We start from the raw sequence: 24453 nt of genomic DNA, 5'->3' as shown, positions 1-24453 counted from the left end.
GTGCTAATCTTCGCGAGGTGCCGAGTGCACTACACATTAGCACGGTCGCAATGGCAAAGAGGACGGTCGCAATGGCGGAAAACGCTCTAAAAAGCGGAAAAAGTCCCTTTTTGAGGTCAAAAAAAGCCATTAACATTTGTTGGGTTTCGGATGCCTTTCGAGCCTGAAAAATGCGTTTTATACAATAAGCCTCATGATATAGTCATTCATATAGTAGCCGTTTCCGATATGGAAATCGCGTGTTGCATGTTCGTGGAAGCCCATATGTTTGTAAAAGCCGACAGCCGGGTTGTGGCGGTTTACATTCAGTTCGACGGTGAAAGGACCGGGATGGATTGTTTTCAGGTAAGCGATGCCCTGCTCGATGATGTAGCGGCCGATACCTGTGCCGTGCAAGGAGGGCAGCGAGTATATTTTCTGAAATTCAAACAAATCCTTCTCAACCGTTTCGATGGACAGGTAGCCCGCAGGGACGCCGTCGGCATAGATGATGAAGAACTGATGGTGAAGTTCGTTCATCTGCTTGAGAAGATTTTCATGACTGTACATCATGTCGAACATATAGTCCAGCTGTTCGCGGGAAAGGATGGAACCATAGGTCGGCTCCCAGATTTTAGATGCCAGATCTTGAATTAATTGGCAATCATTAACAGTTGCTTTCGTAATTGAGAACATTATTTCCTACTTTTAGATGAACAAAAGTACAAAAAATGAGGATATATTCGCAACAATTAAATTTTTGAATTGATTTTATGTATATAACAATGTTAATTCATAAAAAAGAATAACTTTGTAGGCGTTTAATACCTATACATGGGGAACAATTTAATAAAAAACATATAGAAATGGATACAAAGATTCAGGAACTGACCGACAAAATCTACAAAGAAGGAGTAGAGAAAGGTAACGAAGAAGCAGGGCGAATCATTGCCGATGCAAATGCTCAGAAACAAACGATATTGAGCGATGCGGAAGCAGAAGCAAAACGTATTGTGGCAGCTGCCGAAAAGCAGGCGGCCGAACTGAAAAAGAATACGGAGGCCGAGTTGAAATTGTTTGCTACCCAATCTGTAGAAGCGCTGAAAAGCGAAGTGGTAAACCTCATTACCGGAAAGATAACCTCTTCCAATGTGAAAGCGATCGTTTCTGACACTGCGTTCATGCAGAAAGTGATTCTGGAAATGGCAAAGGAATGGGCAAAGAAGGAAGCGATTACGATCCAGACTGCCGAAGCCGATGCGCTCACCAAATATTTTACCGCCAACGCCAAGAGCCTGTTGGACGGCGGCGTGAAGATCGAGAAAGTAAGCGGGCATGACGCCTCTTTCACGATTGTTCCGGCTGACGGTTCCTATAAAGTAAGTTTCGGGGAAGACGAGTTTGTCGCCTTCTTCAAAGAATTCCTTCGTCCCGGGTTGGTAGAAATGCTGTTCTGATATGGGTAAGTATTATTGCTTGATTGCAGGACTCCCCAATATCGCGCTCGACGATAGTAAACTGACCTATTCCGTCTGTGACTTCAGGCAGGAATTGGACGGCGTACTGACGAAAGCCGATAAGAAGCTGATCGATCTGTTCTTCCTCAAATTCGATAATAAGAACCTGATCGCTCAAGCCAAACAGCCGGATTCCGATCCGGACCCGCGGGGACGTATCACGTATGACGAATTCAATGCTTTGCTCAAAGCGTTGAAGGAAGAAGAAAAGCCACCCAAGAACGACCGGATGCCTCCTTATTTCAAGGAGTTCTTCAAACTGTATCTCGAAAGCGAAGGGAAAGAGGACAAGCAGGATGTTCCATGGGAAGACCGCCTGGCCACACTCTATTATGCGTATGCGATGAAAAATCATAACAAGTTTGTTGCAGACTGGTTCGAACTGAACCTGAACATCAACAACATGCTTACCGCGATAACCTGTCGTAAACATGGCCTTGATAAAGCCGAATACATCGTTGGAGACAATGAAGTGGCACAGGCGCTCCGTACGTCCAATGCCCGCGATTTCGGACTGGGGGATACGGTGGACTATTTGCCCGATCTGCAACGTATCGCCGAAGAAACCGATCTGATGGTACGCGAAAAGAAAGTGGACCTGCTGAAATGGGAATGGCTCGAGGAACATACGTTCTTTAAACCGTTCGATATAGAGAGTGTATTTGCATACCTGCTGAAACTGGAGATGATCGAGCGTTGGGTAACGCTGGATAAGGGGACAGGCGAGAAAACATTCCGCGAAATAGTGGGAGCAATGAAGAAAGGCAGCGAGAATGCCCTGGAAGAATTTAAAAGAAACAATGATAAATAAATTATGGCTACGAAAGGAATTGTAAAAGGAATCGTTTCCAACCTTGTGACTGTAGAGGTGGACGGACCGGTTTCCCAGAATGAAATCTGTTACATTTCCGTAGGAGGCGTCAAGCTGATGGCGGAAGTTATTAAGGTAATAGGTAAGAATGCTTTTGTACAGGTCTTTGAGAGCACGCGCGGTATGCGGGTGGGCGACGAAGCCGAGTTTGAAGGACATATGTTGGAGGTAACGTTAGGACCGGGTATGTTGTCGCGCAACTACGACGGTTTGCAGAACGACCTCGATAAAATGGAGGGTGTTTTCCTGAGACGCGGAGAATATACCTTCCCGTTGGATAACGACAAACTGTGGGATTTCAAACCGCTTGCCAATGCAGGCGACAAGGTGGCGGCCGGTGACTGGCTGGGCGAAGTGGACGAAAACTTCCAGCCGCATAAGATCATGGTCCCCTTTACCTTTAAAGGTGAATATACGATCAAGAGCCTGAAAGAAGCAGGACAATATACCATCAATGAGGTGATCGCCATCCTGACGGACGAAGCCGGGAAAGATGTGGAAGTGACCATGATACAGCGTTGGCCGGTAAAACGCGCCATCACTTGCTACAAGGAAAAGCCGCGTCCTTATAAGTTGCTCGAAACCGGTGTACGTACGATCGACACGGTGAACCCGATCGTGGAAGGTGGTACAGGGTTTATCCCCGGGCCGTTCGGAACGGGAAAGACCGTGCTCCAACATGCGATCTCCAAACAGGCGGAAGCCGACATCGTGATTATCGCTGCCTGCGGTGAACGTGCGAACGAGGTTGTGGAAATCTTTACCGAGTTTCCCGAACTGGTCGACCCGCATACTGGCCGTAAACTGATGGAACGTACCATTATTATCGCCAATACGTCTAACATGCCGGTGGCTGCCCGTGAGGCTTCCGTTTATACGGCGATGACAATTGCCGAGTACTACCGCAGCATGGGGTTGAAGGTGTTGCTGATGGCCGACTCTACTTCCCGTTGGGCACAGGCATTGCGTGAGATGTCCAACCGTCTGGAAGAACTTCCCGGACCGGATGCGTTCCCGATGGACTTGTCGGCAATCGTGGCTAACTTCTATGCGCGTGCCGGTTATGTACATCTGAATAACGGACAGACAGGTTCCGTGACCTTTATCGGTACGGTATCCCCGGCCGGTGGTAACCTGAAAGAGCCTGTGACGGAAAATACGAAGAAGGTGGCCCGCTGTTTCTATGCCTTGGAGCAGGAACGTGCCGACCGCAAACGTTATCCGGCTGTAAACCCGATCGACAGTTATTCCAAATATCTGGAATATCCCGAATTTCAGGAATACATCGCCAAGCATATCTCTCCGACCTGGATCGATAAGGTGAACGAGATAAAGACCCGTATGTTGCGCGGTAAGGAAATTTCCGAACAGATCAACATCCTCGGTGACGACGGTGTGCCTGTGGAATACCACGTGACGTTCTGGAAGTCTGAGTTGATCGACTTCGTGATCCTGCAACAGGATGCCTTCGATGCGATCGATGCGGTGACGTCGCTGGCCCGCCAGGAGTTTATGCTGGATAAGGTTGTGAAGATCTGCCATACCGAGTTTAAGTTCGATACTTTCCTCGAAGTAATGGACTACTTTAAGCAGATGATCAACATCTTTAAGCAGATGAACTACTCCGAGTACGAGAGCGAACAGTTCAAGAAGTTCAACGATCAACTTGACGCACTGCTTGCAGAGCGCGCAGATAAATAATAGAAGCGTATGGCAACAAAAGCATTTCAAAAGATATATACGAAGATTACCCAGATTACAAAAGCGACCTGTTCGCTGAAAGCAACAGGAGTAGGGTATGACGAGCTGGCCTCTGTCGACGGCAAGCTGGCTCAGGTGGTAAAGATTATCGGCGACGAAGTGACCTTGCAGGTTTTCTCAGGTACGGAAGGTATCCGTACGAATGCCGAAGTCGTTTTCATGGGAAAGGCGCCTTCGTTGAAGGTGGGCGACCAGTTGGCCGGCCGTTTCTTCAATGCATACGGTGATCCGATTGATGGCGGTCCCATTCCAGAAGGTAAAGATGTGGAAATCGGCGGTCCGTCTGTGAACCCGGTTCGCCGTCAGCAGCCTTCCGAGCTGATCGCTACGGGCATTGCCGGTATCGACTTGAATAATACGTTAGTGACGGGACAAAAGATTCCGTTCTTCGCCGACCCTGACCAGCCTTTCAACCAGGTAATGGCAATGGTAGCCTTGCGTGCCCAGTCGGATAAGATTATCCTGGGCGGTATGGGTATGACGAATGACGACTACCTGTTCTTTAAGAATACATTTAGCAATGCCGGTGCGCTGGACCGTATCGTTAGCTTTATCAATACGACGGAAGACCCGTCTGTTGAACGTATCCTGATCCCGGATATGGCACTTTGTGCGGCTGAATATTTTGCTGTCCAGAAGAATGAAAAAGTACTGGTGCTGCTGACCGATATGACGAACTACGCGGATGCTTTGGCAATCGTGTCCAACCGTATGGACCAGATTCCGTCGAAGGACTCCATGCCGGGTTCCCTGTATTCGGATTTGGCGAAGATCTATGAAAAGGCCGTGCAGTTCCCTGCCGGCGGTTCTATCACGATTATCGCCGTGACGACTCTGTCCGGTGGCGATATCACGCATGCCGTGCCTGATAACACGGGTTACATCACCGAAGGTCAGTTGTACCTGCGTAAGGACAGTGATGTGGGTAAAGTTATCGTCGACCCGTTCCGAAGCCTGTCCCGTCTGAAACAGCTGGTAACCGGAAAGAAGACGCGCGAAGACCATCCGCAGGTGATGAATGCCGCCGTCCGTCTGTATGCCGATGCCGCCAATGCAAAGACGAAGATGGAGAACGGTTTCGACCTGACAGACTACGACAACCGTACGCTGGCTTTCGCAAAGGACTATTCAAGCAAGTTGTTGGCGATCGACGTCAACCTCGACACAACCGAGATGCTCGACGTGGCTTGGAATCTGTTCGGTGAATACTTCCAGCCTGCCGAAGTGAATATCAAACAGGCGTTGGTAGACAAATACTGGAAAAAATAAATCCATGCCCATGAAAATGGAAATGCATGCCCAAGGAATTTAGTATGCATGGTTGTGGAAATAATATAGATAATTATGGCAATAAAGTTTCAATATAATAAAACCTCCCTTCAGCAATTGGAAAAGCAGCTGAAGATGCGCGAGCGTTCCCTGCCGACAATCAAGAGCAAGGAAAGCGCCCTGCGTATCGAAGTGAAGCGGACCAAGGATGAAGTGACGAAATTGGAACTTCAGCTGGAACAGGAGATACAGAGCTACGAAAACATGGTCGCTTTGTGGAACGAATTCAATCCCGAACTGATCGCAGTCAAGGATGTTTCGCTCTCCACGAAGAAGATCGCCGGTGTGGTCGTTCCTGTATTGGACGAGATCCAATTCGAGATCGGCCGCTACAGCCTGTTCAATGCCCCTGCCTGGTTTACCGACGGTATCGAGCTGCTGAAAAAGCTGGCGCGTACCGGTATCGAAGCCGAGTTCTCGGGTATGAAGCTGGAGTTATTGGAGCATGCGCGGAAAAAGACCACTCAGAAGGTGAACCTTTTCGAGAAGGTACAGATTCCGGGCTATAAGGATGCGATCCGCAAAGTGAAACGATTCATGGAAGACGAAGAAAGTCTTTCCAAGTCGTCACAGAAGATCATGCGGGCTAATCAGGAAAAGCGTAAAGCAAAAGAAGAAATAGAGGAGGCTGGAGCATGATAGTAAAGATGAGTAAATATGCCTTTATGGTATATCATAGAGAATATGATGCATTCCTCGCGACTCTCCGGGACCTGGGCGTCCTGCACGTGAAGGAGACGAATTCGATCCTGGACAATGCGGAACTGCAAGCCTTGCTGGCAGAACGTAAACGCGTCAACCAGGCAATCCGCTTCTGCAAGGCCCTGAACGAACAGTCGAAAGAGACCGTGTTGGCACCGGCGCGTGAGTTGCCGAAGGCAGACGGTTTGAAGTTGGTTGATAAGCTCGAAGAACTGCAGGAGCAGAAAGTGCAGCTACAGGCAGCACGGGCTTCGCTGGAAAAGGATATCGCCTATATGGATATATGGGGCGAGTTCAGTTATGCCAATATCAACCGCCTGAAGAGAGCGGGATATGACGTGACTTTCTTCAGTTGCCCGACTTCCAAATACGAACCGAAGTGGGGGGATGAGTACAACGCCTTTCTGGTGAACAACTTCCAGTCGGTGACCTATTTCGTTACCGTGACGAAGACCGGCACTCCGATCGAGATCGACGCCGAACGTCCGAAGATGCCGGACCGCGGATTGGCTAAGTTGCACGCAGCCTACGAGCAGCTGATGGAGAACTTTAAATCTCTGGATGCCCGCACGAAGGAGTTTGCAGCCAAGCAATATAACACGCTTATCGAACTGGACAAAAACATCCAGAACGAATTTAACCTCTCGAACACGTTGGTGCAGACCGGTCGTGAGGCAGGCGACAAGCTGATGATCCTGGAAGGATTTGTCCCGACCGAAGATGCTCCGGCAATGGAAGAAGCGCTTGAAAAAGACGGTTATTATTTCCAGCCGATGGCGATAGAAGAAGGGGATAAGGTTCCGATCAAACTGAAGAATAACAAGTTCAGCAAGCTATACGAACCGATCACGAAGATGTTCTCGCTTCCGAACTATACGGAGTTTGACCCGACCCCGCTGTTTGCCCCGTTCTTCATGCTTTTCTTCGGGCTTTGTTTCGGAGACGGCGGATACGGGTTGCTGGTGATGCTGGTCTGTACGTTCCTCAAACGGAAGGTGAATCCGGATTTCAAGCCTTACCTGACTTTGTTCCAGTATCTCGGCCTTGCAGCCCTGATTGTCGGAACGTGTACGGGTTCGTTCTTCGGTATCGCGTTGGCGGATGTTCCGGCGTTCTCGAAGATGAAAGACTATTTTGTGAGCAGTGACAACCTGATGACTTTCTCTATCGTCATCGGTCTGGTCCAGATTATCTTCGGAAAGACGGTGGCTGCCTTCAAGACGAAAGCGCAGAAGGGATTCAAATACAGTATTGCGCCTTTTGCATGGGTGCTGGTCATCACTTTCCTGGCATTAGCTTTCGGATTGCCGATGTTGAATATGCATCTGCCTGAAACGGTTCAGACCGTCTTTGTCGGTATTGCGGTTGTCGGCCTGATAGTGGCTTACCTCTACAATTCGCCGGGTAAGAATATCTTTATGAATTTCGGGACAGGGCTTTGGAATACCTATAATATGGCTTCCGGGCTGTTGGGCGATACGCTGTCGTATATCCGTCTGTTCGCGATCGGTCTGACAGGCGCTATCCTGGGCGGCGTGTTTAACTCGTTAGCTGTGGATATGACGGAAGGTATGAATGTCGTGTTGCGTGCGGTCTGTATGCTGATCATCCTGCTGATAGGCCATTCGATCAACATCGGGCTTTGTACGATCAGTTCGCTTGTACACCCGTTGCGTCTTATCTTCGTAGAGTATTATAAGAATGCTGAGTTTGAAGGCGGTGGAAAAGAATACAAACCGTTCAAGAAAGCATAACAAATAGGGAGTCGCTCCCTGGTAAAAAGTAATTAAATAATAACAAAAGAATAAATTAAAACAATTATCATTATGGAACCAATTTTATTAGCTTACATTGGAATCGCGTTGATGACAGGTCTGACTTTCATCGGTAGTAGTTATGGTGTGACGATTGCGGGTAACGCCGTAGTCGGAGCAATGAAGAAAAATCCGGATGCGTTAGGTACGTATATCGCCCTGAGTGCATTGCCTTCATCACAGGGTTTGTACGGATTCGTCGGTTACTTCATGATGCAGAAATTCCTGGTTGACAGTATTACGATGTTGAATGCGACAGCTATTTTCGGTGCAGGTCTGGTGTTAGGATTTGCCGGTTTGTTCTCTTCTATCCGTCAGGCGGAAGTTTGTGCAAACGGTATTGCCGGCGTAGGTGCAGGACACAATGTGTTCGGTGCAACTATGGTTATGGCCGTATTCCCTGAATTGTATGCAATCTTGGCTTTGCTGGTTGTTATCCTGATCGGCGGAACTCTTCCGGTTTAAAAACGAATGTATAAACAGAATCCCTTATCCGGTTCTCCGGGTAAGGGATTTGTTTTCTTAAAAAACAACGTTAGATGAAAAAACATTTACTATTGGTTATGCTTTGTGCGGGGATGCTGCACGGGGCAGGGGCACAGGCCCAGGACGTAGAACGCTTGCCGGGTTATGTGCAGGCGGAGCGCTTTACTAAAGAGAAATTGAACACAATGCTATTCTCTACCACGGTCGATCCGCACTGGTTCCAGAAAGGAAACTGTTTCTGGTACGAATATAAAACAAGTGAAGGAAAAGCCTGGTATGTTGTCGATCCGGTGGCAAAGACCAAACGGCCGCTGTTCGACCTCGACGACGTGGCAGCCCAAATTACGGAAATCGTGAAAGACCCATTCACCGCCCAGCAACTGCCTATCCAGAAGTTGGAAGCGCAGGAAGACGGCCGCACCTTCACTTTCCACATCGTCTCCTCGCAGGATGCCAAGAAAGATACGACAGACAAGAAAGAACCGAAAAACAAGAAAGAGCTTTTCTTCTTCTCCTACGACTATCCGACACGCAAGTTGACCTGGCTTGAGGATAAGAAAAAGGAAACCGAATATCCCGACTGGGCCTCTTTCTCACCCGACGGTAAGACGGTTGTCTATGCCAAGGACCAGAATCTCTACCGCATGACCCGCGAAGACTACGAGAAACTGAAGAAAGACGATAAAGACAGTACTGTGGCGGACATCCAACTTACCACCTTCGGCGTGAAGGATTTCGGTTTCGGCCAGCCTTACAGCCTGCTCAACACCGACACGCTTTGCAATGGCAAACGGAAAGGCGTCTGGGGCGTATGGTCGCCCGACTCCCGCTACTTCGCCATTACGGTGGAAGACGAGCGCGAGGTGAAAGACCTGTGGGTGATCAACTCCATGGCATCGCCCCGTCCGACGCTGGAAACATACAAATACCAGATGCCCGGCGAGAAGGAAGCTCCCCAATATCATCTTTTCCTTTTCGATATGAACGACAACAGCCATAAGGAGATTCGTACATCCGCTTTCAAAGACCAGACCTTGCGTGTGGCACGTCGGCCGTGGCAACAGAGAGACCGCGACCGTAAAGAGGTGGCAAGCGTATGGTTAGGCGACAATAACCGCTTCTTCGTTACCCGTTCGAGCCGTGACTTGCACCGTATCGACATCTGTTCCTATACGATCGGACAGGATTCGATCCGCCCGATTATCGAAGAACGGATGAATACCTATCAGGAAGTACGTCCGTTGGCCGCCCTCGCAAATGGCAAGGAACTGATTCAATGGAGCGAACGCGACGGTTGGGCCCACTTGTACCTCTATGACGGCGAAGGCAACCTGAAGAACCGCATCACACGCGGTCCCTGGCATGTAGACCAGATCGTGAAGGTCGATGAAGCCAAGCGTGTCGTCTACTTCCTGGCAAACGGAAAAGAAAAGGATGAGAATCCCTACTACGAACACCTCTATCGCGCTAATCTCGACGGAAGCGGCCTGCAAATGGTGACGCCCGGCGACTACTTCCATATCGCGAGCATGGACGACAATGCAGCGTTCGTGGTCAACAACTACTCGCGTGTCAACACCATCCCGCGTACGGACTTGATGGACGCAAGCGGCCGCAAACTGATGTCGCTCGAAGAAAGCGATTTCTCACAACTGCTGGCTGCCGGCTACCAGTTCCCCGAACCCTTCAAGGTGAAGGCGGCGGACGGTGTGACCGACCTCTACGGCGTGATGTATAAACCGTTCGACTTCGATTCGACACGGACGTACCCGATCATCGACTACGTTTATCCCGGTCCGCAGGTGGAAGCAACCGTTTATCCGTTCAGCCGCATGGGCGTTCGTACGGACCGTCTGGCACAGGCCGGATTCATCGTAGTTACTGTCGGCAACCGTGGCGGACATCCAAGCCGTTCGAAATGGTATCATAACTTTGGTTACGGCAACCTGCGCGACTACGGCTTGGCAGACCAGAAGGCAGCTATCATCCAGTTGGCAGACCGTTGCAAGTTTATCGACATCAACCGTGTCGGTATCCACGGCCATTCGGGTGGGGGCTTCATGTCTACCGCAGCGATCCTGCAATATCCGGACTTCTTCAAAGCAGCCGTTTCCTGTGCCGGTAACCACGACAACCGCATCTACAACCGTTGGTGGAGCGAGACGCACCACGGCGTGAAAGAGGTGGTTAGTGAAAAGGGCGATACGACCTTTGTCTACAACATCCGCACGAACGAAGAGATAGCCGGACAGCTGAAAGGCCACCTGATGCTCGTCCACGGTGACATCGACAACAACGTCCATCCGGGTAACACCCTTCGCGTGGTAGACGCCCTGATCCGTGCCGGCAAACGCTTCGACATGCTCATGCTCCCGCAACAGCGTCACGGCTTCGGCGACATGGACGAATATTTCTACTGGCGCATGGTCGACTACTTCTCCCACAACCTCCTGGGCGAACAGGAGACGTCGGTGGATATACCGAAAAGGTGAAAATAGTTGAGAGTTGAAAGTTAAAGAGAGAGGCTTCGCTCCGGGATAATCCGGATGGCGAAGCCTCTCTTCTTTTTTAACGATATAAGTAACCTCCTTGTAAATAGTCTGTCGTTAGTATTCAATCCTTCAGCCCTGTGTTGTTATGGCAGGATTCCGATAAAACAATCGTAAGAAGAGGATATAAACGTGTCCTTTTAGTTTATTAACTAAAGAAATTAGTTTGAAAACTAAAATATTTAGTTTATTTGCCTGAAAGAATTAAAATATCATGAAACGACTGACTGCAAGAGAAGAAGAGATCATGGGCTATTTCTGGACGGAAGGCCCGCTGTTTGTGAAACAACTGCTCGAATTTTACGGTGAACCGAAGCCGCATTTCAATACCCTGTCGACCATTGTGCGCGGCCTGGAAGAGAAAGGATTCCTGGCACATAATACCTATGGTAACACCTACCAGTACTACGCTGCCGTCTCGGAAGCGGACTACAGCCGGGGCACGTTGAAAAACGTCATTGCCAAATATTTCAACAATTCCTATCTCGGCGTCATCTCGTCGCTGGTCCGGGAGGAGGAGATTTCGGTGGACGAGCTCCGGAAGCTGATCGACGAAGTGGAGAAGGGTAATAAGTAAAACTGCGCAAGTATGGGAATATTTTTAGTCTTTCTGTTGAAGTCGACCTGCTGTCTGGCGGCGTTCTATCTTTTTTACCGCCTGCTGCTGAGTCGAGACACGTTCCACCGGTTCAACCGGATGGCGCTGTTGGGCGTGATTGTCTTTTCCGTTGCTATTCCCTTTATCCGTCTGGTGACGGACGAGCCGGTGGCTGTGCAGCGCACGATGCTTGACATCGAGCGGCTTCTGTTGATGGCTGCTGTACCGGTTGAGGAGACAACGGCACCGGTAAGTGACATGACGCTCTGGCTGACAGCCTTGTTTGCAATCTATGTGGGTGGTTGCCTGTTTTTTGCGGGGCGTTTTCTCTATTCCGTCGGGCAGATTGTGCGTCTGATCCGTTCGGGTGAAGTGACGGCTCTGGATGGTGGCGTGCGGCTTGTTGTGGTCGACCAACCGGTCAGCCCTTTCAGTTGGATGTGCTACATCGTCATCTCGCGTATCGATATGGAGGAGAGCGGGACGGAGATTCTGACGCACGAACGGGCGCATATCGAGGCGTGGCATTCGTTGGATATGTGGCTCGCCGGTGTATGCGTCGTCCTGCACTGGTTCAACCCTGCCGCTTGGCTGCTGAAACAGGAGCTGCAAAACGTGCATGAGTTCGAGGCGGACGAAAGCGTGATCCGGCATGGTGTGGATGCGCGGCATTATCAGATGTTATTAATCAAGAAAGCGGTCGGCACACAGCGTTTCACCTCTATGGCCAACAGCTTTAACCACAGTAAACTTAAAAAACGAATTACCATGATGCTAAAACAAAAATCAAGTCCCTGGGCGCGGTTGAAGTATCTTTACGTCCTGCCCCTTGCCGCTGTTGCGGTAGTGGCGTTTGCCCGTCCGGAAATCTCGCGCTCTTTAGAAAAGATCTCAGCGGTCAACGTCCCGGAATTTCTTCCTGTTGCGGAGGCTGATCCTGTTATGGAAGCTGTTCCTGTTATAGACGCTGCTCCGATAGCGAAAGCGAAACCAGTCCCCGCGCTCGACGCGGGGCTGCAGGAGAACAGGCCTGTTTCGGTAAACACCGTTCGTGCTTCTGCGATCCCGCGTCAGGCGCGGGAAGGGGCAGTACCGCAAGACACCGTCCGTGTAGTGGGTTATGGCGATATGCCGACGAACGTTGTAGTGGTAGACTCGCTGGTTCCCCGTCCGCTCTTCATCATTGACGGCGTGGAGAAGCCGGATTTCGATACGAATACGCTCGACCCGTCTACGATCAGCAGCATTTCTGTTCTGAAAGATATGAAAAGCATTGAGCTTTACGGAAAGAAAGGAGAGCACGGCGTGATCCTCGTGACAACGAAAATAATACCCGATCTTCGGCCGGAAGGTACGCTTCGCGGTACGATAGGAAATTTTAAGTTCCGTAAGCTGGAAGGTATCAAAATGCGTCCCGCTCCCCGTCCCGGTTCACATCCGGAGCCGGACCCGGTTCTCTTTATCGACGGCAAGGAATATCCTTACGACAAGCTCTCCGAACTTGATGAGACAAGGGTTCAGTCGATGACTATATTGCCCAAGAAATCAGCGGTAAAGAAATACGGGGACAAATATGCGAATAGAAGTATAATGGAAATAACCTTGAAGAAAGAAAATGAATAAGAGTTATCTGTATCAGGCGACCCTCGCGGCTTGCCTTTTCCTGGGCGCTTGCAGCGGGGATAAAACGGAGAGTGGACAGTTGGAGGTCATCCCTTTGGGAGCAGCTTTCGACCAGCAGGCGGAGTTGAAGACGTCGGACTGTTTCAAGAAGATACGCTATGTCCCGTTGGAGACGACGGACAGTATTCTCGTGGGGCCGGGAGCTTGGGCAACCGTTCTGAACGACTGGATCGTGGTGACCTCCGGGCGTAAGCTTTGCCAGTTGTTCGACAAACAGACCGGGCGATTCATCCGTAATATCGGCCATGTGGGTGAAGATCCCGAAGGCTATTCGACGTCACATGGGGTATGGCTGAATCCGAATGCAAACAAACTCAATTTCTCCGGTTGGAACGGGAAGATGGTGGTCTATCGGGCAGATGGCAGTTTTGACCATATCTGGACGCCGCCGATTGCCGCTCCTGAATTTCCGGCAGTTGCTTCTTTTGATAATCTGGATGCGGACCTTACCGTAGGCTATTATTCGGCTACCGACAGTGTGCCGGCACGTCTCGCCCTGTTTCGTGGCGATGAAATTGTCCGCGAACAATGGTTGCCGATAGACAGTAAAGGCGAAAAGGCTGTCGCCGTTGATGAAATAGCAATGCTTTCCGTTCGGAGGGACGGGGGAGACGGGGTACTTATCATAAAATATAAAGACAACCGTTCTTCTATCACGTCGCTTGGTAACGGTTGTTTCTGGCATAACGATGGGGAATTTTATTTCAGGCAGGCATTTAACGATACGATCTACCAGGTTTCAGCGGACAAGGATTTGCAGCCGGTGCGTGTACTGGACTTCGGCACACACCGTTGGGACTATGATGATCGTTTTGACGACAAGAAAGATGCAATCTATCCGGGGAAATTCATGGAGAACGAGGACGTTATCCTGTTCCGCTTCCTGACGAATGTCTATACTGACAATAGTAAAACCTATAATGCCCTTTACCGGAAGGCGGACGGGACGGTGAAAGTATATCCTTTCGAAGAAAAGATAGCCGATGACATGAACGGTTTCCTTCCCCTGCAACCGATCTCTATCTCTTCCGCCGGTGAATTTGCCGCCGTGCTCCCCTCCGAAGAGGTCGTCCAGTGGTTTGAGGACAATGCCGGCAAAGCCGATCTCCCCGCCGCAGTTTCCGCTCTGAAGAAAGTGGGCGAGGAGGATAATCCGGTGGTGGTCATCATGGAATAGATCAGCAATTATTTCGTATATTTACCGACTAATAAATGAATAGTATGTTATGGAAAACTTTAAAGTCGGAATAATTGGAGCCGGGCATATTGCCCGCAAGATGGCGCATACGTTGCGCGATATGGAAGGGGTAGAACCGTATGCCGTAGCCTCACGTAACTTCGGGAATGCCGAAAGTTTCGCGCGTGAATGGGGTTTTACGCAGGCATACGGATCGTATGAAGAACTGGCGGATGATCCGGAAGTACAGTTGATTTATATTGCCACTCCCCATTCCTTCCATTTCGAGCATGCCCGGATGTGCATCGGGAAGGGCAAACCTGTTTTGTTGGAGAAAGCTTTTACGGCCAATGCCCGGGAAGCGGAGTTGCTGATCCGGCTGTCGGAAGAGAAACAGGTTTTCCTGACGGAGGCGATCTGGACGCGTTATATGCCTTTCTCCGCGACGCTTCGCGAGTTAGTGGACAACGGGACGATCGGACGGGTGATGATGCTGACTGCCAACATCGGCTATCCGATTGCAGAGAAGGAACGCATTGCCAGACCGGACCTATGCGGGGGCGCTTTGCTGGACATCGGTGTCTATCCGATCAATTTTGCCATGATGCTTTTCGGTACGGAGATTACGGGGATTACCTCGGCTTGCGTGAAAGGGGAGACGGGCGTTGATTTGCAAAACAGTATTACGTTTGTCTATAAGAACCACCGGATGGCTGTCCTGCAAATGACAGCTTTCTGTGCGAATGACCGGCAGGGGGTAATCTCCGGGGATAACGGCTACATTATAGTCGACAATATCAATAACCCGCAGCAGGCGGTTGTCTATTCGATCAACCATGAAGAAATAGCCCGCTATACTTGTCCGCCGCAGATAACAGGCTTCGAATATCAGGTGCAGGCATCGATCGATGCCATCCGTGAGGGAAAGATAGAGACGCCTTATATGCCGCATAGCGAAACCCTGCGTGTCATGCGGATGCTGGACGACCTCAGGTCGGAGTGGGGGGTACGGTTCCCGATGGATGAATGATAAGGAGGGGGTGTAAAATATCCTTGTCCCCGCGCTTGACGCGGGGTCGCATTAGAACAGGCCTGATCAATCAGTTGTTTATACTGCCGGTTCTAATGCGATCCCGCGTCAAGCGCGGGAACGAGGCAATTTTACACCCCCTCTTACGTTAAATAACCTCATGTATGCGGACGTCATCCGGTCCCTCATTACATAATTCTACTTTCTTCGCCTTCTCCAATGCTTCCTTGTCCAGCTTGATGTAACCGGCCGGGCCGGAATAGAGAACCTGCTTGGTTTTCCCTTTCAGCGGAGTCCCTTCCACCACAATATGGCTGCGGGATGAGCCGGACAGGTAGAGTTCAAGCGAACTGCCTTTGTTGCTGTCGATCGCAATACGTGAACCGGCTGGCAATGTGTTGACAGACTCCAGGTTTTTGTCGTACATCAGGCGGGCGGGATCGATAGAAGTATCTTCCTTCGTTGTTACCGTAAAGTCGTAGAGATAGATTTGCATCTGCTTGTCCGTCGTATTACGCATACGGATGTAGCGGGCTTCCGGTGCTATCTGCTCCAGCTTGAAACGGGGTTGGTCGGCAGGAATACCGGTGATAGCTGTCCATGTCTTTCCGTCGGCGGACCATTCGAACAGGCGTCCGCTGTTCTCACTCTTCGGCAGGCTGAAGCTGAATGAGGTCGCCTCCTTCTGCAATTCCCAGGCAAGGCCGAAGGATTGTCCCGGCTCGATGCGAAGTACTTCGTTCAGGCGGTTGTAGCCGATCTGGTCTGCACTCTCTTTCAACGGCTGGTATTTTAGCTGTTCGATATCCGTAAGGATGGAGGCTTTGCTCATTTGTGCTGCGGCCTGGTCTGCCTGATCGGGGAACAGCAGGTCACGGCCTGTCTGCAAATAGATTTCCTGTACAAACGGGGTCAGGACACGTGAGCCAGTCTTCACTCCCTTCTGATAGGGGTTCTGATTGTATGTCCGGTCGATGATGCGCATACTGTCGAGCAGGGAGGTGAGGGAGAGATATGTCTGCCAGGTGGCGGCACGATCCTCACCTTGTCCGGCCGAGGCAACGGCAAGAGCGGTCTGGCCGGCCTTACCTAACAGATGGAATTGCATCAGCCAGGGTTTTATCTCATCTATCAGCGCCTTGTTGCTGCTTGTTTCGATAGCGGCAGGGGCGGCAGTGATCTCGGCAAACAGCTGGTTCATCCGGTCGGCGGCTTCTGTATTATAGCTGTGCCGGCGGAAGTCGCGTAGGAATGTTTCGGCATCTCCTGCATAGCGGACGGATTCATCCCGGCGGTAGCGGTGGCCGTTAGGTCCCGGGTCGCAGTTGTTCTCACAGAAGGTGCGGAAGGCTTCCGGTGCTTCGGGCAGGATGAAGCGGCAGGCATCGGTGAAGTTGCTCTCCGGATTGTAGGCTTTCATGTTCCAGGCATAGTCGGCCACACCGAAAAGGGCTACCTTCGAGGCTTCCGCCCGTTCCATCGGGTTGGCAACGAAGCCCGACATGGCGTGTGCCGCTTCCGGGTCGAGCCCGTATGAAGGTCCCATCAGCAGGTGGTCGCGGCAGTAGTCGCTCACCGGGAAGTTCCACCATACGTATGACGGGCGCTGGATACGCTTGTTCACCCATTCCTGCCCTTCGAGGGTGATGTCGTGGATGACGCTGTTGCCTGTCCACATCACATGGATGGCGGGATCGAGCGTCCGGCCCAATACGTCCAGGTAGTCGCTTCCTGCCCAGGCACGGTTGTATTCCGTCGGGCACATGATAAGGGGGCTTACCCCCGCCTTTTTCTCGATAAACTCCTTTTGCAGGAAGTTGAGCAGGTCGGCTTGCTTGTCGGCCTTGGCCCCTTCACCCGATATGTCGTCGAAGAAGACGGCAAAGGAGCGGACACCGAGGTCGTACATCATGCCGAACTTATTCAGTACGTTCATCCGGTCTTCGTCCGTCCACTGGATGTCTAATCCCGGATGGATAGCCCATACGAAGTCCACTTTGTTAGCGGCAGCTTCCTTGACCAGGTCCTTGATCTGGGCGGCCTCCTTCTCCGGATACGGCTTGCGCCAGTTGGGAGAGCTGTGGTAAGGATCGTCCTTCGGCCCATAGATGTAGGTATTCATCTTCATCTTGCCATAGAAGCGGAGCTGCTCGATACGGTCGGCATGGCTCCAGGGATCGCCGTAGAAGCCTTCGACGGTACCACGGAAGGCAACGTCGGGATAGTCGATGATGGTGCATATCGGCAGTGTCTGATTTCCCTGTTTATCTGTCTGAACCAACTGTCTCAGGGTTTGGGCGGCATAGAAGAGACCGCGGCTGTCTGGGGCGACAATGTAGACTCCCGTATGATTGATAATCAAGCGATAAGCACCGGATCGTTTCGGCTCCGGTGCTTGCCCCTCTATTGTGATCTCGAGAGGCAGGGCATCGGGCTCGTCTGTGATCGACAGGGTCTCCCTGAGCAACCGTATGGCATCCGGATCCGGGTTCTTCATCCCGGAGAGGATAAAGCCGTGAGGCGCTTTCAGAGGGTTGACCGACGGCATGACCATCTGCGGTTGCGGGTGGATGACCGGCAACGGGTTTTGTGCTTGCAGCGCACCTCCTAACAGGAGGGCGGCGGTTAGATTTAGTAGTTTCATATTGGGGTAATTTTAAGTGTTTAATTAGTGAACCTCGAACAACAACGTCTTCCCATTCACGTCGCTCCACTCCGTCAAGAGCTGGCGCAGGGCGGTGTATTCGGCAGGGGTATAGAGTTGTTTGCTGAGTTCGAGGCTGCGGGTGACGGTTGCTGTCTTGCCGCTCTTCTTGACAGACAGGGTGAGGCTACCGGCGGCGTTACGGATCGTCCGGTTGGCTTCCGGGGTGCGCAGCTCCATATTGTCGGGGCATTCGACGGTGTAGGTGTAAACCTCATTTACCTGGCGGGGCAACAGGATGTTCTCTTTCCGCTGGCTGTTCAGATAACCGTAGGGCTGGTGTGAGAAGCCGTAGGCGGCATCCGGCAATACGACTGTCGCATATCCGTCCTGCACTTTCAGGGGCGCCGTGTTGTTGCTTTCGCTGTTACCTGTCGTGAAGTAGGGCATCAGTGCATTGCCTACGGATTCTTTCACGGATGTTACCACCTTGCCGTCTTTGAATGTCAGGGAGATGTCGCTCTTGATCTGATAGTCCTTGGGGACAGCGATAGCGATAGGCTTTCCGTCTTTCAGGCTGAAGAGCGGTGTCCGGTCGAAGTTCACCGTCTGTGGGCGACGGGTGGAATAAGTGGAGAATACATATAAGTCTCCGTTCACCATGCAGGATACAAACAGCTGGTCGATCGCTTTCAGTGCCAAGCCCTTGTCGGCGTGTGCCTGATAGGTAGCCATTGGTTCGGCTTTGAAACCTGCGCCGCCCAGCAGGCCGGCGAGCAGGTTGGCTTTCTCGGCCTCTGTCCCGTAGGCTGTGTTTACGATTTCGTAGGCCGGACGCAGGCGGTAACCGGTCTGCTCGAGCGTCAGCGTGTTGTTGGCAATGTGATTGGTGGTGTATTCGAGGATTGCTTTCAGCCTGTCTTCATCCTTGGTTATTCCTTCTGTGAGGCTTTCGGCCAGGGTAGTGAGCTGCATGTCGCCAACGGGGTTGAACTGTTTGAACAGGGTGGCCAGTGCATCGCCTTCAGTCGCATAGGTCGTAGCGGCAAGGAAGGGCACATCGCCATTGGCAACCGAAACGAACGGTGCACGGGAGGCAGCCGGAAGGTTGCGCAATGTCCAGGCTGTCGTACGCATCCCGTTGGAGAGCGTGACGGACGGTTTCGTCTTGTTGCCGGCCAATGTGAAGGCTAACTCTTTGTCGGCTGGCGTTACGATCGTAAGCGTGTATTCCTTGACGGGGGAGGACTGGAGCAAGGTTTCGAATATATCCACCTCCGGCAGGTAGCCCGGCTTGGAAGTGACCGTGTAGTCGAGATAGATCGTTGCGCCCAGCTCTAATCCGGTGTGGACAACCACCATTTCTTTCAAGTGGTTATAGGCCGGAGCATCGGCAGCATTGCGGGGAAGGACTTCCACGAAGGCATTGTCCGGTGTCTTGATGACGGTACCGTCTTTCTGCCGGGTGTATGAAGAATTAATCTTCAGCTCCTGGTATTGCGGGTTGTAGACGATGAAGCTCTCTCCGTATGTGCCGTTCATGGCGGTGTGGGTGAAGAGTGTCAGTTCCATGTTGCAACGGAACTCCTGGCTGCCGTAGGAGTGGAGCGTCCAGGTCTTTTCCAACTTCTTGTATTCTGCCTCCGGGGCGCCGAACGCGGTGACTGTCACTAACAGGAGACAGAGGAGGAGGGCGAGTTTATGTTTGTTATGTATCATTGTAATCTATTGCTTTAATAATATATCTTCTTTGTTCTGTTATTCTCCCTTTTGTGGGAGGATGCGATTACTTACCAGTAATCGGGTGCGATTGGTTAGGTATAATCGTATGCGATTACTTAGGACTAATCGGGTGCGATTACTTCTAAGCAATCAGTTCCCTTGTTTTATCACCAGATAATTACCGAACGCTTTATGCGCATTGACGGCGTTGCGGAAACCATCCCAGTCGCCGGCCTCGTAAACGCGTTTCTTCAGGGCCAGCTTCTGATGAAGCACTACTTTACCGTCTCCTTGGCGGACATAGCCTTCGAAGTCGGCGGCGTTGCTCTGCTTACTGTCTTCCTTAGCCTCGCTAACCAGCTTGTATCCGGCGGGGAGCTGGATCGTTTCGTCCAGTTCGACCAGGCGTGAGCAGGCGTCCTTGAAACCATATTGGCGTTCTTCCAGGTCGGTATCGATACGGAGGTAGCTTTTCACCTGGTTGTAAAGATTATTCATCACCATCGGTTTGAACAGCATTTCCCCTTCTCCGGGAAGGGCATATCCGGGGATCTCATAACGGAATGTCATCTTGATCGGGGCGGCCTGGTAGTTCTTCGGGTCTTTGCCATAGTCGACACTGATCAGGCGGGCTTTGGGAGAGACGGCGAGAAGCTGTGCCTCCAATGCGCTCTGCCACTGCGTCTGCCAGCCACCGGTGAAGATACGGCGGATGTTGCTGTCCGACTGTCCTTCGGCGGTAATGGTGAACTGTCCGGTCAGCGTGCCCTTGGCATCGAGCTTGTTGTCCGCCTTGATGCGTACGTAGTGGTTCTCGGGAGCGGAAACCGGGGTGAGGCAGAGGTCGGAGCCTTCGGGGACGCCCGGCAGGTAGTTCTGCTGTTGTTCGGCGCTGCTCCAGAGTTCGCGGCAGAAGGGTACCCAGGTTGGGTCGAGCGGCATATAGGTTCCGCTGGATAGCTTCACGACGGCTACGCAATGGTTGAAGTGGTCGGCCGGAATACTTTCCACACGGCTACCTGCCATCGTCATGGCCGGATAGGCTTCGAAGCCTGCCATGCGGAGGAAGGCGATCAGGGTGCCGGCGATATCTTTGCAGACACCGCAACGGTCCGTATAGTTCATCTTGAGGTTGTGCAGCGTATAGCCTTCGCCTTTGCCCATCGAGATGCCGGAGTAGCGGATGTTGTCGGCAACCCAGTGGGTGAGGACGGCGATCTTTTCCATCTCGGTCTTCTTGCCCCGGATCAGTTCGTCCACTTTCTTCTGGGCTTCGGGAATGGCGTCGAAGCTGCCATAGTCTTCGTTCACCTTGTTAAACCAAAGGGATTTGTCCTGCCAGCGCGGGGTGGAGGACATCATCAGCTTGGGTGCGGCGTCGAAGAGGTCGACCATGTTCGGCTCGCGATGGGTAGGCATGATGTCTGTGCTGACGAAGGTATAGGCTTTCCGGCCGTCTTCGTAGCGCATGGAGGAGGTGCATTCGCCCTGGTAGAACTGGAACTGCATCTCTTTCTCCATCGGGATGTTTACCTTATATACTTTACGGACGGTCGGTTCGGTTGCCCAGAAGGGGACGATGTCGTAGAACTGTCCGCGCATGGGCGGGATGAAACGGGACTCGTCGTCGCCGGCATCCGCAAGCAAGGCGTAGGTGAAACCTTTCTTATCGATCTGATAGTCGATGATGTCGCCCGGGTCGAGGCGGCCTACTTCCATCATGATCTGGCGGGCTCCCCAGTAAATGGCACGGGCGGGGGCTGCATAATCCTGTTGCTGGGTGATGTCGAGGTTGACCACGTCGCCGTTGGCTTTGTAGATCGTGACGCGGTGGAACTCGGCGTGTGCCGTCAACGGGTCGTAATCGTATTTGAGGATACGGTTGGCGACGGCTCCGCGAGTATTCATCACTTTGATGATTTTACAGACGGCAAATGAGCCGGAGCCGGTCGGCTGCACGGTCACGGTGGTACTGTCCAGCAGGCTTACACAGTCGTAGCCTGCATATAATTCCGGCTTTTGCAGAGTCGGATCGGGTGCAAACCGGCAACTCTCCTGGGCTTGTCCGTATGTGGACGCAGCGCCTAAGAGGAGGGCGGATGCTAAGATAGATAGGTGTTTCATGTTTTATAGTGTTTATTAATTGTCCATTGTCAATTATCCATTATCCATTGTCAATTGTATAGCCAGCTTCCGGCAGGCGGCCCGGTCGATCTTTCCACTGCCTGTGAGGGGGATCGCTTCGACCTGCAGGACGTGTTTCGGGCGCTGGTATTTGGGTATTGTTTCAAGTGCATCGGCGAGGGACTTCCTCGCTCGCTCTGTTTCTTCGATCAGCAGGACGACCGCCTCTCCGAACTTCGGGTCCGGAACCGATGTGATTGCAAAGTTAACAGAAATAACGGGACGCAGAGCCTCCTCGATGCTTTCTATCTGTATTTTTATGCCGCCGCTGTTGATGATGTTGTCTTTCCGGCCCAGGATGCGGAAACGTCCGTCGGGCAGGAGTTCGGCGACGTCGTTGGTGACGAGTGTTTCGTCTGTGACAAGTGGGGCGTTTATGACCAATGTATTGTCCGCCGAGAGTGAGAGGCTGACGGAAGGGAAAGGCGTATAATAAGGAGATGCATCCGGCCCGTTCAGCCTGCGGAGGGCGATGTGGGAAAGGGTCTCCGTCATTCCGTAGGTGGAATAGACCTGGTTGGGCAATGCCTGTATTTCCTTTTCCAGCTCGCGGTCGATGGAGCCGCCGCCTACGATCAGGATATCGGTGCGGCAGAGACGTTCCCGCTCCTCCGGCACCTGTAGCGTATTATAGACTTGCAGCGGGATCATGGCGGCAAAGCGGAGCGGTGTCTCTACATCCTGCATCGGATGTCCGGAAGGTTCGCGCACCAGCAGGTCGAGCCCGGCAACGAGTGAACGGACGACCATCATCTTACCCGCAATATACCGAAGGGGCATGCAAAGCAACGCCTTGTCGCCTTGCCGCAGTCCAAGGTAGTCACAGGTCAGGCGGGCGCTGTTTTCCATCTGCTCCTTGCGAACCGTGATCCGCTTGGGCGTACCCGTCGAGCCGGAAGTTTGCACTTCCAGCACGGGCGAGTCGTTATGCCATTCGGACAGGAACAGGTCGAGGTCGTCTCTGATCATTTGCTTTCGGGGATAAACCAGAGGCGGTTGTCCCGAAGCTCCAGTGGTGCGTCGATATTGTCGGTGAAAAGTGCCCCGGTGCCTAAGCCCTGTGGCAACGGGTTGTTGAATGTGGCACACCATTGTGCGATAGCGTTCAAGCCGATGTTTGACTCCAGTGCGGAGGTAATCCACCAACCAATCTGTTGCTCCTCCGCCTCCTTTAGCCATTCGCTTCCACCATATAGGCCACCGTGCAGGGAGGGTTTCAGGACGATGTATTGCGGACGGATGTAAGAGAGCAGTTCCTTCTTCTTCTCCGGCGTGTTACAGCCGATCAGCTCTTCGTCGAGGGCAATCGGAATCGGTGAGGTGGCTGCTAACTGTGCCATATCGTCCCATTGTCCGGCACGGATCGGCTGCTCGATCGAGTGCAGGTCGAATTTGGCCAGGCGGTCCAGTTTCTCCATTGCCTCGTTGGGCGAGAAGGCGCCGTTGGCATCGACACGTAGCTCGATGTCACGGGCGGAGAACTGTTCTCGGATGATACGCAGGATGTTCAGTTCCTTTTCGAAGTCGATTGCCCCGATCTTTAGTTTGATACAACGATAACCAGTCTCGATCTTCTCAGCCACTTGTTCTGTCATTTCTTTATAGCTTCCCATCCAGATCAGCCCGTTTATAGGAATACCCGTTTCACCCCGTGAGAAAGGCGTGTCCCACAAGGCAAAGCTATTCGCCTCGAATTGCAGCAAAGCTGTTTCCAGCCCGAACAGGATCGAAGGATAGTTACGCAGTCCTTCGATGTCGATTTGGCCTGTATTGGTGAACTTCTGGCAGGCTTTAGCCAATACCTCTTCGTATTCGGGAATATCGTCACAACTAAGATTGGGCAGTGGGGCACACTCTCCGCATCCCCAACGTTCGGGAGCATCTTTGGAACTTAGCATCAGGAACCAGCTTTTCCGTGTCGTGTAAGTCCCGCGTGAAGTGCCTGCCGGTTTCTTGAAATGCAGATCTCTGGGGTAGACTTCTAATCTATAGTGATGTATCATTGTATGTCTTGTTGATTGTTGTGTTCGAAATTATTCAACTGATTCTTTAGTTCCTGGATATCCGGCAAGGCTTGTCTTATATCTTCAGGAAGCTCGTTATAAGTATAGGAACTGACACCTATTGGTTTGTTGATATCTCTCAGCGAGAACTCAACTTCATAGTCATCTTTTCCTTTACAAAGAAGAATACCAATTGTCGGCCGATCATATTCATCGCGTACCAGTTCGTTGATAGCAGAGATATAGAAGTTGAGCTTTCCGATATATTCGGATTCAAACTCTTTCGCTTTCAGCTCAATAATGATATAGCATTTTAAACGGGTATGATAGTTTACCTGAGCGGGGGCATCGCTGCCCCAACTCGGCTTCAAAACCGTACGTGACAGTTTCCCGTCATACGGCTC

19 protein-coding genes are annotated in these 24453 nt (G+C 51.7%); 12 read left to right on the top strand and 7 right to left on the bottom strand.

Features of this window, described 5'->3' with window-relative positions; translation table 11 throughout:
• Positions 1–177: 177 nt before the first annotated feature.
• The gene (locus tag DWU89_RS18315) at positions 178–675 is read right to left on the bottom strand and encodes a GNAT family N-acetyltransferase (protein WP_115501079.1); all 498 of its coding nucleotides are present in this window, start codon (positions 673–675) and stop codon (positions 178–180) included.
• Between the two features lie 170 nt (positions 676–845).
• Here DWU89_RS18315 and DWU89_RS18310 point away from each other — a divergent pair, with 170 nt between their 5' ends.
• The 12 genes from DWU89_RS18310 (at position 846) to DWU89_RS18255 (ending at position 15496) form a co-directional block, all read left to right on the top strand.
• Positions 846–1436 carry a hypothetical protein gene (locus DWU89_RS18310; protein WP_115501078.1) on the top strand — a complete coding sequence of 197 codons (591 nt, stop codon included), beginning with the start codon at positions 846–848 and terminating at the stop codon, positions 1434–1436.
• A 1-nt stretch (position 1437) separates the two neighbouring features.
• Positions 1438–2307 (top strand): DUF2764 domain-containing protein, encoded by an 870-nt coding sequence (locus DWU89_RS18305; RefSeq protein WP_115501077.1) that lies wholly within the window; start codon positions 1438–1440, stop codon positions 2305–2307.
• A 3-nt stretch (positions 2308–2310) separates the two neighbouring features.
• Positions 2311–4068 (top strand): V-type ATP synthase subunit A, encoded by a 1758-nt coding sequence (locus DWU89_RS18300; protein ID WP_115501076.1) that lies wholly within the window; start codon positions 2311–2313, stop codon positions 4066–4068.
• Between the two features lie 9 nt (positions 4069–4077).
• Complete coding sequence (locus DWU89_RS18295) at positions 4078–5397, top strand: V-type ATP synthase subunit B (protein WP_115501075.1); 1320 nt, start codon at positions 4078–4080, stop codon at positions 5395–5397.
• 75 nt (positions 5398–5472) lie between these two features.
• On the top strand, positions 5473–6096 hold the full coding sequence (locus DWU89_RS18290) for a V-type ATP synthase subunit D (RefSeq protein WP_115501074.1): 624 nt from the start codon (positions 5473–5475) through the stop codon (positions 6094–6096).
• A complete protein-coding gene (locus tag DWU89_RS18285; protein ID WP_115501073.1) occupies positions 6093–7913 on the top strand; it encodes a V-type ATP synthase subunit I in 1821 nt (606 codons plus the stop codon). Before DWU89_RS18290 ends, DWU89_RS18285 begins: the two co-directional genes overlap by 4 nt.
• 72 nt (positions 7914–7985) lie before the next feature.
• On the top strand, positions 7986–8438 hold the full coding sequence (locus tag DWU89_RS18280; protein ID WP_115501072.1) for an ATPase: 453 nt from the start codon (positions 7986–7988) through the stop codon (positions 8436–8438).
• A 74-nt stretch (positions 8439–8512) separates the two neighbouring features.
• Positions 8513–10951 (top strand): S9 family peptidase, encoded by a 2439-nt coding sequence (locus DWU89_RS18275; protein ID WP_115501071.1) that lies wholly within the window; start codon positions 8513–8515, stop codon positions 10949–10951.
• A gap of 271 nt (positions 10952–11222) precedes the next feature.
• Entirely contained in the window at positions 11223–11585 is a 363-nt protein-coding gene (locus DWU89_RS18270; RefSeq protein ID WP_115501070.1) for a BlaI/MecI/CopY family transcriptional regulator, read from the top strand.
• Between the two features lie 12 nt (positions 11586–11597).
• Positions 11598–13229 (top strand): M56 family metallopeptidase, encoded by a 1632-nt coding sequence (locus DWU89_RS18265; RefSeq protein WP_392391939.1) that lies wholly within the window; start codon positions 11598–11600, stop codon positions 13227–13229.
• A complete protein-coding gene (locus tag DWU89_RS18260; protein ID WP_115501069.1) occupies positions 13222–14466 on the top strand; it encodes a DUF4934 domain-containing protein in 1245 nt (414 codons plus the stop codon). Before DWU89_RS18265 ends, DWU89_RS18260 begins: the two co-directional genes overlap by 8 nt.
• Before the next feature lie 49 nt (positions 14467–14515).
• Complete coding sequence (locus DWU89_RS18255; RefSeq protein WP_115501068.1) at positions 14516–15496, top strand: Gfo/Idh/MocA family protein; 981 nt, start codon at positions 14516–14518, stop codon at positions 15494–15496.
• A gap of 148 nt (positions 15497–15644) precedes the next feature.
• On the opposite strand, the gene DWU89_RS18250 is transcribed toward DWU89_RS18255, so the two are convergent.
• From DWU89_RS18250 to DWU89_RS18225, 6 genes are all read right to left on the bottom strand, one after another.
• Complete coding sequence (locus DWU89_RS18250) at positions 15645–18140, bottom strand: beta-N-acetylglucosaminidase domain-containing protein (protein ID WP_115501067.1); 2496 nt, start codon at positions 18138–18140, stop codon at positions 15645–15647.
• Positions 18141–18164: 24 nt separating this feature from the next.
• The gene (locus DWU89_RS18245) at positions 18165–19859 is read right to left on the bottom strand and encodes a DUF3857 domain-containing protein (protein WP_115501066.1); all 1695 of its coding nucleotides are present in this window, start codon (positions 19857–19859) and stop codon (positions 18165–18167) included.
• A 153-nt stretch (positions 19860–20012) separates the two neighbouring features.
• A complete protein-coding gene (locus tag DWU89_RS18240; protein ID WP_115501065.1) occupies positions 20013–21986 on the bottom strand; it encodes a DUF3857 domain-containing protein in 1974 nt (657 codons plus the stop codon).
• 33 nt (positions 21987–22019) lie between these two features.
• Complete coding sequence (locus tag DWU89_RS18235) at positions 22020–23015, bottom strand: AMP-binding protein (protein ID WP_115501064.1); 996 nt, start codon at positions 23013–23015, stop codon at positions 22020–22022.
• The gene (locus DWU89_RS18230; RefSeq protein ID WP_115501063.1) at positions 23012–24049 is read right to left on the bottom strand and encodes an o-succinylbenzoate synthase; all 1038 of its coding nucleotides are present in this window, start codon (positions 24047–24049) and stop codon (positions 23012–23014) included. The genes DWU89_RS18235 and DWU89_RS18230 overlap by 4 nt, the downstream gene beginning before the upstream one ends.
• Positions 24046–24453: PDDEXK nuclease domain-containing protein (locus DWU89_RS18225; protein WP_115501062.1), on the bottom strand; the 408-nt coding region annotated here is incomplete at its 5' end. The genes DWU89_RS18225 and DWU89_RS18230, both read right to left, overlap by 4 nt.

It is taken from the genome of Parabacteroides acidifaciens, assembly GCF_003363715.1.
Classification (GTDB): domain Bacteria; phylum Bacteroidota; class Bacteroidia; order Bacteroidales; family Tannerellaceae; genus Parabacteroides; species Parabacteroides acidifaciens.
The sequence above is the reverse complement of the archived record's forward strand: the minus strand, read 5'-3'. Positions and strand labels throughout refer to the sequence as shown.